7 protein-coding genes, 1 tRNA gene and 1 rRNA gene are annotated in these 12,612 nt (G+C 58.1%); 8 read left to right on the forward strand and 1 reads right to left on the reverse strand.

What is annotated here, in order from left to right:
- Positions 1 to 228: 228 nt before the first annotated feature.
- Positions 229 to 1,236, forward strand: coding sequence for a radical SAM protein (locus WYS_RS14655; protein ID WP_019177436.1), 1,008 nt, complete (start codon positions 229 to 231; stop codon positions 1,234 to 1,236).
- Positions 1,237 to 1,873: 637 nt separating this feature from the next.
- Here the strand turns inward: WYS_RS14655 and WYS_RS06905 are convergent.
- Positions 1,874 to 1,960 (reverse strand) — tRNA-Ser (locus WYS_RS06905).
- Between the two features lie 255 nt (positions 1,961 to 2,215).
- Here WYS_RS06905 and WYS_RS06910 point away from each other — a divergent pair.
- The 7 genes from WYS_RS06910 to WYS_RS06940 all read left to right on the forward strand — a co-directional run bounded on the left by WYS_RS06910 (position 2,216) and on the right by WYS_RS06940 (position 12,592).
- Complete coding sequence (locus WYS_RS06910) at positions 2,216 to 3,019, forward strand: ZIP family metal transporter (protein ID WP_026068894.1); 804 nt, start codon at positions 2,216 to 2,218, stop codon at positions 3,017 to 3,019.
- Positions 3,020 to 3,784: 765 nt separating this feature from the next.
- Positions 3,785 to 5,252 (forward strand): 16S ribosomal RNA (locus WYS_RS06915).
- Between the two features lie 228 nt (positions 5,253 to 5,480).
- On the forward strand, positions 5,481 to 7,109 hold the full coding sequence (pyrG, locus tag WYS_RS06920; protein WP_026068895.1) for a glutamine hydrolyzing CTP synthase: 1,629 nt from the start codon (positions 5,481 to 5,483) through the stop codon (positions 7,107 to 7,109).
- A 236-nt stretch (positions 7,110 to 7,345) separates the two neighbouring features.
- The gene (locus tag WYS_RS06925) at positions 7,346 to 8,449 is read left to right on the forward strand and encodes an MtaA/CmuA family methyltransferase (RefSeq protein ID WP_026068896.1); all 1,104 of its coding nucleotides are present in this window, start codon (positions 7,346 to 7,348) and stop codon (positions 8,447 to 8,449) included.
- The gene (locus WYS_RS06930) at positions 8,446 to 9,279 is read left to right on the forward strand and encodes a cobalamin-dependent protein (protein ID WP_019177442.1); all 834 of its coding nucleotides are present in this window, start codon (positions 8,446 to 8,448) and stop codon (positions 9,277 to 9,279) included. Before WYS_RS06925 ends, WYS_RS06930 begins: the two co-directional genes overlap by 4 nt.
- A gap of 45 nt (positions 9,280 to 9,324) precedes the next feature.
- Positions 9,325 to 10,875, forward strand: a complete 1,551-nt coding sequence (locus tag WYS_RS06935; RefSeq protein WP_272898440.1) for a hydantoinase/oxoprolinase family protein — start codon at positions 9,325 to 9,327, stop codon at positions 10,873 to 10,875.
- Between the two features lie 142 nt (positions 10,876 to 11,017).
- Positions 11,018 to 12,592, forward strand: coding sequence for a methylamine methyltransferase corrinoid protein reductive activase (locus WYS_RS06940; RefSeq protein WP_026068898.1), 1,575 nt, complete (start codon positions 11,018 to 11,020; stop codon positions 12,590 to 12,592).
- The last annotated feature ends 20 nt before the right edge of the window (positions 12,593 to 12,612 follow it).

Genomic DNA, 12,612 nt, shown 5'->3' on the forward strand with positions numbered 1-12,612 from the left:
CGGGGAGATTTGCCCGGACCCTAACTACGCCCGGACGGGGGCCTGCCATGCAGGGGTTGTCGCCTCCGAAGTCGAAACGGTGGTGCAGCGTCGGGCATGAAATAGCACGGCGAGAACTGGAGATTTATTCAGCTAAATCAATTGAGGATAGAGATCTAACGACTCGATTATTTAATCACATAGTTAATTATAATATCATAAACTCAAATCCATGTCACCGGTGAGGCTATGGACACAGACGCGTTGTTGGAACAGGTGCTTGATGGGCGAAGCATTTCTAGGGGCGAGGCCCTGGCTCTAATCAATGGAGTCAAGGTCGGAACGAAAGAGATGTATCTGCTAATGCATGCTGCGGACAGCCTGACCCGAATGACGTTCGACAACCGAGGCGAGGTGCATGCCCAAATAGGCGTGAATATAGGTCCATGCCCCAAGAACTGCGGGTTCTGCGTCTTTGGGGAGAGACACGGTCTGGCACCTAAGCCCGTCGAGCTCTCTCCCGAGGAGGTGGTAAAAAGAGCAAGGACAGCCCAGAAAGAAGGGGCGAACGCCATCTACCTGATGACTACCGCGGACTACGATATAGATCGCTTCCTCTCTACCGGCCGTGAGGTTAGGAATGCTATCGACGTCAAGATGCCCCTGGTGGCGAACATCGGCGATTTCAACACGGAGGAAGCGAACGAGCTGGTGGATGCAGGCTTCACCGCCGTCTATCATGTGGTACGGTTGCGCGAGGGCGTGGACACTGAGGTTGATCCAGAGGAGCGATTGAGGTCTATAGCCGCGGCCAAGGCCGCAGAGCTGGACATTAGCTACTGTGTAGAACCGATCGGCCCCGAACATTCGTCCGAGGAGATCATGGAATCGATGTTCCGGGGCCGGGACCTCGGCGTGGCAATCCAGGCGACCATGCGTCGCATCCCCATAGCCGGTACGCCGCTCTTCGGGAACGGACAAATCTCAGAGATCGAGCAGGCCAAGGTCACTGCGGTAGCAAGGCTGGCGATGAAGGACATCTACGCCATGGGCGTGCACGAACCGAATGCGCCCTCCTTGCTCTCCGGCGCCAACATGATCTACGCAGAGACCGGCTCAAACCCTCGCGATATCGCCGAGGACACCAGGGAGGGAAGGGGACGGTCCGTGGCAGCGTGCAAGCGGATGCTTCAGGAGGCTGGCTTCAAGACCTTCGACGGCCCCGCCCCCTCGCTGCAGGGTTGGCTGAGAGAGTAAGCGTTTCGGACAGATCAAACAGCACCGCGCAGATCGTGGAGCTATCGCGAGCCGTGGAGTGAACCGTTCGAACGCATCTTTCCACAAGCTCGCCCAGATCTTAGGATGAGCATACCTCCGAGAGCACAACATGCTCAAAGACAGCCTGGACCAGCACCTGGACTTGGTAGAGGAGACCAGGAGGGCGGAGGTCGAGGAAGCGATCGACGGTTTCACCTATCGTCACAACTTCGACAGCCCAAATTGATATCCTCATGCGTGACCAAAACAACAGCCACACTCTGGGCAGCCCAGGTAAGTTGTGGCCACAGAGCCATCGCCACAGTGGTGGGTACCTTCATTCAGGCCTTCTTTGTACAGCATAGCACCGCAGTCGGACAGGTGTACTAGATTCCATACTTCACATTCCCACCATCGGGGTGGGTGAATCGGCTCCGCCCCGGTCGGCTGGAACATGTTGCTGGCCGCAGCTATGGCCACGGCAACAATGACGATCGCTACCATGCCTAGCAGGATAGCGTGGTCTCGCTTCATTTCCGTTCCACATATCAGCTGAAAAATATAAAAGGAAGAGGTTTTGCACATCGATGAAATACCCTCGACTTAACAGGCGTTAACGACATACTGGACAAAAGAGTGGCGCGAAGGGTGGGATTTGAACCCACGAGACCAGACGGTCACAGGATTAGCAATCCTGCGCCTTACCGGGCTGGGCCACCTCCGCTTTGCGCCTCACAATATCAAGCCACACTTAAACCTTTTCGTATGCTGACGCATGGTCAGGTATGAAGGGCATCCAATCATCTGCATTCCCCAGGAGTCCGTGACCGACTGGAGAGGATCTCAGGGATTCGGACGGGTTCTCGCGCATAGGAAGGAATGACAGTTCGTACGAGGTCCATCGAGAAAACCTTCCAGATCAATGATTTAGGATGACCTAAATTTTAATAGTGCGACACCATTTGTCCTGAGGACGACCATCATGATTGACCTCTACGGACTGGACCCGATCGTATTGGCACTGCTTGCCAGCTTGTTCACATGGGGCATGACCGCCCTTGGGGCCGCCGCGGTGTTCCTGGTACGTGACATGAACCGCCGCAAGCTGGATATCATGCTGGGGTTCGCCGCGGGCGTCATGATAGCTGCCAGCTTCTGGTCGCTGCTCCTCCCGGCCCTGGAGATGACGGGGGCCGAGGGATTCCAGGCCTGCGTGCCCGTGGTCATCGGGTTCCTGGCGGGAGGCTTTACGCTGTATGGGCTCAACCGGGCCCTCCCTCACATGCATATCGGCGACGGGGAGCCGAGGGTCGAGGGGCCCAGGTCACATCTCAGAAGGACGACCCTCCTGGTGATCGCCATCACCATGCACAACGTCCCCGAGGGGCTGGCGGTCGGAGTGGCCTTCGGCGCGATCGTTTCGGGGGACGGGATGGGAGCCGCCATCGCCCTGGCCATGGGCATAGGGATACAGAACTTTCCAGAGGGGTTTGCCGTTTCCGCCCCGTTGCACGGGGAAGGATGCTCTAAGCTGAAGAGCTTCTGGTACGGCCAGCTCTCGGGCATGGTCGAGCCGATCGCCGCGGTGGCGGGAGCGGTCCTGGTGATAGCTGCCCAGCCAATACTCCCCTACGCTCTGGCCTTTGCGGCGGGCGCGATGATATTTGTGGTCGGCGAGGAGGTCATACCCGAATCCCGCCTGCATGGAAGCTCGGACCTGCCGACGATAAGCCTACTAATAGGGTTCGTGATCATGATGATGCTGGACGTCACGTTCAGCTGAATGTGGCCATCACTGAGTTCGGCCAGGTCCTCCTTTCGATCCAGGACGGCAACACCGCCACAGTTGCGGCCCCGGCGGATCTTCGTCGCGGAGGACGGGGGCCGTCCCCCGCCTTTGACGGCCCAGTGGGCCGGCCGGGGCGCCCGCCGACGTTCCGAAACCGCTCAAGAAGGTGGATTTCTTGCATCAAACAACCTCTAGGGCGGGTCTTTCCAGAGAGATTTATTCGGAGTCGTCATCAGTCGCGACATATTGTATATATACATTGGAAAGCGTTCTGCCAGATGAGATATAGGCCCGGATGTGCTGGCTTTCTAACCCTGAGAAAAGCACATCTGGATATGACATCAGAAACGGTTAAATAGGACATCCGATTTAGTAGGAAATACCGGAAGATGTGGGAGCATATGAGTACACATCTGTTCGGATGAATGCAGTATAGGGGCGTGCAAACGCTTATATACAACCTCTGTATTTGAGGGAAAGCTGCGTTCAACAGCAACCAACGCTGCGAAACGGTCCAGAGCGACGGTCGAAAGGCCGGCAATGATGCGATCGTATCCAAAGCGCTTGGACAAAAGACATGGAGAACTAAGATCTCCGCGTATCATCACGCGTGCACTCTTGGTTCTGACGTTCGATGCAAGTAACCCAAATCAAAGCAAAACAAGATAATATCAGCGTGGTTACGCTGGTGAAACTTGGAAATCCTGCCAATCTTTAAAGTGTGTTGTCCTTCGGCAACTTCTGTTGCTTAAGGAATGGATTCCGGTTGATCCTGCCGGCGGCCACCGCTATTGGAATACGATTAAGACATGCGAGTCGAGAGACGTAAGGTCTCGGCAGACCGCTCAGTAACACGTGGATAACATGCCCTAAGGTGGGGGATAATCTCGGGAAACTGAGGATAATACCCCATAGGTCTAGCATGCTGGAATGCTACTAGGCCGAAAACTCCGGTGCCTTAGGATTGGTCTGCGGTCTATCAGGCAGTAGTGGGTGTAATGGACCCACTAGCCCGTGACGGATATGGGCCTTGAGAGAGGGAGCCCAGAGATGGACTCTGAGACATGAGTCCAGGCCCTACGGGGCGCAGCAGTCGCGAAAACTTCGCAATGGGGGAAACCCCGACGAGGGAATTCCAAGTGCCAGCACTTTGTGTTGGCTGTTCTTCTGTCTAAAAAACAGGAGAAGTAAGGGGCGGGTAAGACGGGTGCCAGCCGCCGCGGTAATACCCGCGCCCCAAGTGGTGGTCGATATTATTGAGCCTAAAACGTCCGTAGCCGGTCTTCTAAATCCTTGGGTAAATCGGGCAGCTCAACTGTCCGAATTCCGGGGAGACTGGGAGACTTGGGACCGGGAGAGGTCAGAGGTACTTCTGGGGTAGGGGTAAAATCCTGTAATCCTGGAAGGACCACCGGTGGCGAAGGCGTCTGACTAGAACGGATCCGACGGTGAGGGACGAAGCCCTGGGGCGCAAACGGGATTAGATACCCCGGTAGTCCAGGGTGTAAACGCTGCGGGCTTGGTGTTGGGGGTCCTTAGTGGGCGCCCAGTGCCGGAGAGAAGTTGTTAAGCCTGCTGCTTGGGGAGTATGTCCGCAAGGATGAAACTTAAAGGAATTGGCGGGGGAGCACCGCAACGGGAGGAGCGTGCGGTTCAATTGGATTCAACGCCGAAAAACTCACCAGGAGCGACGGATATATGAAGGTCAAGCCGATGACTTTACCTGATTTTCCGAGAGGTGGTGCATGGCCGTCGTCAGTTCGTACCGTAAGGCGTTCTCTTAAGTGAGATAACGAACGAGACCCTCACCATTAATTGCTAGTCCCTTCTCCGGAGGGGGCGCACATTAATGGGACCGCTGGCGCTAAGTCAGAGGAAGGAGAGGTCAACGGTAGGTCCGTATGCCCCGAATCCCCTGGGCAACACGCGCGCTACAAAGGACGGGACAATGGGCTTCGACACCGAAAGGTGGAGACAATCCTGAAACCCGTCCATAGTTCGGATTGGGGGCTGTAACCCGCCCCCATGAAGCTGGATTCCGTAGTAATCGCTTGTCAACATCAAGCGGTGAATATGCCCCTGCTCCTTGCACACACCGCCCGTCAAACCACCCGAGTTGGGTTTCAGTGAGGATGTTTCTTATTGGGGCTTTCGAACTGAGATTCAGCAAGGAGGGTTAAGTCGTAACAAGGTATCTGTAGGGGAACCTGCAGATGGATCACCTCCTACGTAATCAACAAGCAAGGAGAGGCCCTAGTGCCTTTTCCTGCCCAATTCCTAGGTAGGATTCCAAGCACCAAAATGCATCGAACGTCATTGTCTAGTTTTTTATTATTCTAGATATCCAGCGGAAGCTGGGTTCTACAGTTGTCCAGCACTTATCGTTCTGGACATCATCCAGCCATTCGGAAACGCTAAATACTCCACAGCATTATTGGCCAATCCCATGGAGACGATGAAATATATTTTCGTCACTGGGGGTGTCATTTCCGGATTGGGAAAGGGCATCACCGCTTCTTCGATCGGCCGGCTTCTCAAATCCCGCGGCCTGAGGGTCACGGCCATCAAGATCGATCCCTACCTGAACATTGACGCCGGCACCATGAACCCGTTCGAGCACGGGGAGGTCTATGTCCTCAACGACGGCGGCGAGGTGGACCTGGACCTAGGCAACTACGAGAGGTTCCTGGACATCGAGGTCAGCAGCGATCATAATCTCACCACCGGCAAGGTCTACCGATCCGTCATAGAGAAGGAGAGGATCGGGGAGTACCTCGGCAAGACGGTGCAGATCATCCCGCACATCACCAACGAGATCAAGGGACATATCATCAGGGTGGCGGAGGGCACCGGGGCCGACGTGTGCATCGTCGAGCTCGGCGGCACGGTGGGCGACATTGAGTCTATGCCTTTCCTGGAAGCGGTCCGGCAGATGAACACCGACATGGGGAGGGGGGCCAACTGCATCTATGTCCACACCACCCTCGTGCCCATGCTGGGGACCGTCGGCGAGCAGAAAACGAAGCCAACCCAGCACTCGGTGAAGGAGCTGCGGGCCATCGGCATACAGCCGGACATCATCGTGGCCAGGGCCTGTGAGCCATTGGAATATTCCATAAAGCGCAAGATATCCTTGTTCTGCGACGTTCCGCTCGAAGCGGTGGTGTCCTGTCCCGACGCCAAGTCCATCTACGAGGTCCCGGTCATACTGGAGGAGCAGGGTCTGACCGACTATATCCTGAAGCGCCTGAGCTTGGAAGCGCAGACCAAGGACCTCCGGGACTGGAGGGAGTTCCTGGACCGCATCCTGTACCCGGCCAACACCGTAAGGGTCGCCATCGTGGGAAAGTACACCCACTTGGCCGACGCCTATCTCTCGCATCTTGAGGCGTTCCACCACGCCGGCGCCGAACTGGGGACCAGAGTGGAATGCAGGTTCTTCGATTCCGAGAAGGTAGAGCAGGACGGCATCAGCAAGGAGCTGGCCTCGGCTGACGCCATCCTCATCCCCGGAGGCTTCGGCAGCCGCGGGATAGAGGGCAAGATCATCACCGCGAGGTACGCCAGGGAGAACAGCATCCCCTATCTGGGGGTGTGCCTGGGGTTCCAGATCGCGACCATCGAGATCGCCCGGGACGTGCTGGGCATGGCCGGTGCGCACTCCACCGAGCTGGACCCCGATACGCCGTACCCTGTCGTCGACCTGCTTCCCGAGCAGAAGGGCGTGACCAGCAAGGGCGCGTCCATGCGCCTGGGCGCCCAGAAGGTGCTGGTGGCCGAGGATTCCAAGGCCCATGAACTGTACGACAGCACCGAGATATGGGAGAGGCACCGCCACCGCTTCGAGGTGAACCCGGAGTTCATCCCCGCCCTGGAGTCGTGCGGCTGGAAGTTTACCGGTCGCTCCGAGGACGGCGTCAAGATGGAGATCGGGGAGATGGAGGGGCATCCCTACTTCGTGGCCTCGCAGTTCCACCCCGAGTTCAAGTCCCGCCCGGGGAAGCCGTCCCCGTTGCACCTGGGCCTGGTCAAGGCCGCCCTGAAGCACAGGGCCAAGTGCGCTGAGAAGACCAACGGCTTCTGATCCGGTCCCGTGAACACGCGGGCGGCGCATTAACAGCGGCGCAGGCCTTCGGGAGCCTCTATCCGATTTGCCCAACGGGATGAAGGGATGCTTCCGACCCCCCCTTCTTTTTTCTTCCTTAAAGGTTACGCAGACAGGTAGTAATTAGATATAAATATCGTCACAGGCCAATGAAATAGCTGGGCCGTAAGCAATATTCTAAAACGCATAACGGCCCCAGACAGGGAGGAGAGAATGTGGCTTCGGAAATGACACCAACGCGGAGAGCGCTCTCCGCAGTATTGGGTGGCAGGGTGGATTATGTCCCTCCTGCCAATCCGCTTGCTCAGACGACCATGGAGTTGATGAAATTCGCTGATGCGAAGTGGCCAAATGCACACTATGATTCCAAGATGATGGCAGATCTGGCCGCCGCCCCGTTCGAAGTGTGCGGCATCGAAGCGGCCAGGCCTCAATTCGATATTTCGCTGGAAGCGGAGGTCCTGGGCTGCAAGCTGGATTGGAACAAGCCTGACCGGCCGCCGGTCACAGGTCCGGCCTATACCGATCCCAAAGATATCACCTGGCCAGACAATCTCGAGGAGACGGGACGGATCCCCGTTGTCCTCGGCGCCATCGACATATTGAGGAAGCGCTACGACGGAAACCTTCCCATAATTCCCGTGCTAACGGCCCCGTTCACCGTGGCGGGGCACATAGCAGGGGTGGAGAACCTGGTGATGATGACCGTGACCGATCCAGACAAGGCGCACAAGTTCATCTCCGCCGCCACCGACTTCTGCATCGAGTACGGCAGGCTGCAGACCGCTTACGGGGCCCACATCCTCTTCCCCGCTGACCCGTCTGCCTCGGGGGACCTCATCTCCGGTGAGACGTACAAGGAATTCGTCCTGCCCTACCATCAGAAGATGGCGTCCAGCATCAGCTGCCCCCAGATCCTGCACATCTGCGGGAACACCAGGGCGCTGCTGCCATACATCCGGGAGAGCAATCTTGACTGCTTCTCCTTCGACAACGTGCCCGCCTGGTACGTGCGCAAGGCCCTGGGGAACAGGATGTCCATCTTGGGCAGCCTTGACGTCATCGACCTGATGCCCAACGGCACCCCGGAGCAGGTGTACGCCCGCACCGTGGAGTGTATAAAGCAGGGCGTGGACGTGGTCGGCTCCGCCTGTGACGTATCCTATGGCACCCCCTTGGAGAACCTGAAGGCATACGTCAGGGCGTGCAGGGAAACACCCATCCCGGACTACGATGACATCGAGGACATGGTCCGCGAGATCGGCGCCGGCAAGGCTCGCCAGATGAAGACAGAGAGCGTGGGGGGCAGCATTCAATGACGAGGCACTTGGGCCTGCTGGCGGAAGAGATGCTGGAGATGAGAACGAAAGACCCGGAGAGGTACCGGCGGCTTATCAACGAAGGCATGCTGGCCGAGCTTGGATACAATGCATCGAACAGGTCCTCCAAACAAGCCAGCATCGATGATATTAGGAACAAACACCGCCCCCGGGAGGCATCCTACGCGGCGATCTCTGATGCGGTCATCTCCGGCAAAAGGCAGCGGGTGAAGGAGCTCGTGGAGGCCTCTCTAAAGCAGGGAAAAGACCCTGTGAACCTGGTAACGAACGCCCTCATGCCCGGCATCCAGACGCTCTGCGAGCTGTATGATCAGGGGAAAGCATTCGTGCCGGAAATCCTCATGTCCAACGATGCCATGCTGGGCGGCATATCCCTTTGCCAGGACAAGCTCGGCGATGTACCCAGGAAGGGCAAGGTAGCGACGTTCGTGGCCGAAGGCGATCTGCATGACATCGGCAAGAACATCGTCGTGGCCATCCTCAGGGCCAACGGGTTCGAGGTCATGGACCTGGGGAGGGACGTACCCGTGGCGAAGGTCGTCGCCGCTGCCAAGGAGCATGGCCTCGATATGATTAGCGGCTCGACATTGATGAGCACCACCAAAAGTGGGCTCAAGAGGACCGCCGAGACGCTGGAGGAAGAGGGGATCAGGGCACCCATCGCCTGCGGCGGGGCAGCGGTCTCCAAGAACTTCGTGGAGACCTTCGGCCACGCCATATATGGCCGTTCTCCCCTGGATGCCGTGAAGATCGCCACGGAGGTCTGCTCGGGCAAGGATTGGAAGGAGGTACGGGAAAAGCTCCGTTGAACAAACCCCTTTTTCTTTACGGGAGGTGTCCTCATCAAGCTGGGGATCGACGTCGGAGGGACCTGTACAGACGGTGTCTTGGTCGAAGACAAGAGCGGAGAGATCGTCAGAAAGGCAAAAGTCCGAACGGTGAAAGGGGACGTAGCGGGGAGCGTGATGCGGTGCTATTCCGCCCTCCATGTTCCGTCTCCTGCGATACTGTCGAACTTTTGCGTCTCCACCACGCTGGCTACCAATGCCATGGTGGAGGGGACCGAGAAGGATGTATGCGCGATAAGCATCGGTCTGACCCCCTCCCGATCGGTGGACTATGCGTCAGAGACCTTGGTGATCGCAGGCAGACATGATCCTATGGGGGAGGAGACGTGTCCCGTCGACATGGATACCCTCAGGTCCAAATTGAACGGCACGAGGATGCGCTCGTTCGCCGTCTCCGGGTACTTTGGATCGAGGAACCCCGAGCACGAGAAACTGGTGGCGGAGGAGGTCATCAGGATGCTACCTGGGGCCACGGTAGTTAGAGGGAGCGACCTTGCCGGGACGCTCGGGGCTGAAGAGAGGCTGTTCCTGGCGGCAAAGAACGCCGAGCTCATGCACCTGATGAGCGCGTTCATAGAGGGTATCGAGGACGCCACTGGTGTCCCTGACACCATCACTTACGCATTGAGGGGGGATGGAACCCTTGTGTCGACCGAGGAGGCGCGCCTGCGGCCGATATTTACCGTCCTTTCCGGCCCAGCCGCGAGCGCGATGGGAGCGACCGCGCTTGCTGGGACCAGGGACGCTCTGGTCATTGACATCGGAGGGACCACCACGGACGTCGCCGTGGTGAGGAAAGGGAGGGTGAGGATCGCTTCAGAGGGAGCGCGAGTAGGAGGGTCCCGCCTCAGGACAGGATCGCTGGACCTTCGCACCATAGCACTGGGAGGCGATACGGAGATCTTCTGCGAGGACGGGCGCGCGATGCTGGGCTCACGGGCGGTCCAGCCACTGTGCCTCGCCCCTGACGCCAATGCGATGCTTCGGGACCGCTCGTTCCTTTATCAGGATAATGAGCGTACCGTCGGCATCACTCCCACCGACCTCTTCCGCGACCAGGGTAAGAGCGATTTTGGGGATGCGGCGATCGCTCGGGCCGCCCTTGAGGCTCTGGCAAGGGTGTGCGAACGGCCCATCGCCTCCCTTCGCGCTGACATCGAAGAGATGATCCGCGCCAGGCTGTTGAGGGTCGTCCTGAGCGCAGCCTTGGGCAAGGACCTGCCGGAGGGGTCAGATGACCTTATAAAAGGCGGCGGGCTCCTAAGCACGAAGTTTACCATCGCCCTACCAATTGTTGGCATAGGGGCGCCGGTCCGCAATTTTCTAGACCTAATTGCCGAACGGGTGTGCTCAGAAATCATCATTCCCCATGATCATGATGTGGGGAACGCTGTCGGGGCCGTCAGCACCGGCGTCTACGGCAGGAAGGATGTTATCGTCAGGAGCGAGGTTAAGTACGTCGATGGGGACGAGGAGCGGTTCTTTCATGTCACCACTGAGGAGGGGTGCGGGTCTTCCGCGACAAGGACGAGGCCGTCGCCTTCGCCTCCGACATAGGCAAAGCCGCCCTGTGCGATTATATGGATCGAAGCAGAGTGAGAAGATACGATCTAGTCACGGAAACAAGAGAGGTAACATATCTGGAACATGACCAAGAGAACCATGTGGAAACGGTGGTGACCATAACGGCGGAGGGAGCTTGACGCACGCGATATCGTTGGACATCGGTACGAGCGGGTTAAGGGGGCAATTGCTTGACCTGCAGCGCAAGAAGGTCCTGCGGACGTTCATCCTCTCTCGCAACCCGCTCCCCGGCGCCAATGTCATGGACCACCTTAGCTTTGCCATAGAACAGGGTCAGGAACTGGCCCACGGGATCATGGCGCAGGCCGTGGAGCAGGTGGTCGATATGCTTGCGCCGGTGGATCTGGAGAGGGTCGCCGTTTGCGGCAACCCGATCCAGCTCTCCATCTTCGAGGGGATCGAGATCAGGGACCTGGCTTATGCCGGGAAAAACCTCCTGGCATCCAGCGGCGTGGCGGCCCCGGACCGAAAGGGGCACGTGATCCGGGGGGATGCCGTCGGCCTGAGCGTTGATGTCGATGTCATCATTCCGCCTTCGGTGAGGCACGAGGTAGGCGCGGACGCTCTGGCCATGATGATCAAATCGGGGTTTCTGTCCGATGATGTGTGCATGGTAACGGACTACGGCACCAACGCGGAGATGGCCCTGAAGGTCGGCGACGACATCTTCAGTGGATCGGCCGCTGCGGGACCGGCCATGGAGGGACAGCACATCCAGGCAGGCTTGCTTGCATCCCCGGGAGCTATCAGCGATCTGGTGCAGACCTCAGAAGGCTGGCGGACCATGGTGTTGAACGAGGCGTTCGAACCGCAGACAGGCTCCATGGTGAGCTTGAGAGGCGACACATGCAAGTGTCAGGGCCTGAAGGCCAGAGGCATCACCGGCACGGGGGTGATGGCCCTAATTTATGCCGGCATGCAGTGCGAGAGGATACACCCTCCCCGCATCACCGGCGGGGAGATCCGCCTGGACAGAAGGATAAGGTTCACTGAGCAGGACCTCAATGAAGCTGGCAAAGCAATCGGAGCGATACGTGCGGGGCAATTGACCCTGCTCCATGAGGCGGGCATAGGGTCCGATGAACTGCAGAGGATGTACATGGCCGGGGCCAGCGGAACATATGTGGACGCCGTGAAGGCCCGCTCGATAGGGCTGGTGCCGGCCAAAGTCCGGAACATCGTACAGATCGGCAATACCTCTCTTGAGCTGGCCAAAGACCTTGCCCTCGAGCCCGATCTGATCGACGAGCTGAACACTATGAGCGCAGACCTGGCTTCCCACCACGTCATGTTCGCATCATCCGCAACGTTTTCCGGCATATATGTCCAGGAATTGGGGTACTGGACCGAAGGAATGCCGTGGGAGACCTATCTAAGCAACATTGCCGCAATGGGGATATCGATACCGGGAGGGTCCGATGCCGATGTGACGGTGGAGAAGCGCCACCGCACCGATATTTGGGACATCGGCGGCTCATTGAAGATGATGGAGCCCGACGTGCACCTGAGGGGAAGCTGGGATTGCGCACGCTGCCTTCTCTGCATGCGAGCTTGTCCGGAGAACGCGCTATCCGCATCCGACGGTGATTTCACGGTTGATTCAGGAAGGTGCCTTGGTACTGCCTGCCGGAGGTGTGAGGAGGCTTGCCCGGACAGCGTGTTCCATTATAGACGATTGGTCCTCAAGTAAGCTGATGGCCACTGAGGACA

Source organism: Methanomassiliicoccus luminyensis B10, from assembly GCF_000308215.1.
Lineage (GTDB): Archaea > Thermoplasmatota > Thermoplasmata > Methanomassiliicoccales > Methanomassiliicoccaceae > Methanomassiliicoccus > Methanomassiliicoccus luminyensis.

Coding starts and splice junctions, on each gene's coding strand:
- WYS_RS14655 (WP_019177436.1), top strand. CDS start 229: ATGGACACAGACGCGTTGTTGGAACAGGTGCTTGATGGGCGAAGCATT.
- pyrG (WP_026068895.1), top strand. CDS start 5,481: ATGAAATATATTTTCGTCACTGGGGGTGTCATTTCCGGATTGGGAAAG.
- WYS_RS06930 (WP_019177442.1), top strand. CDS start 8,446: ATGACGAGGCACTTGGGCCTGCTGGCGGAAGAGATGCTGGAGATGAGA.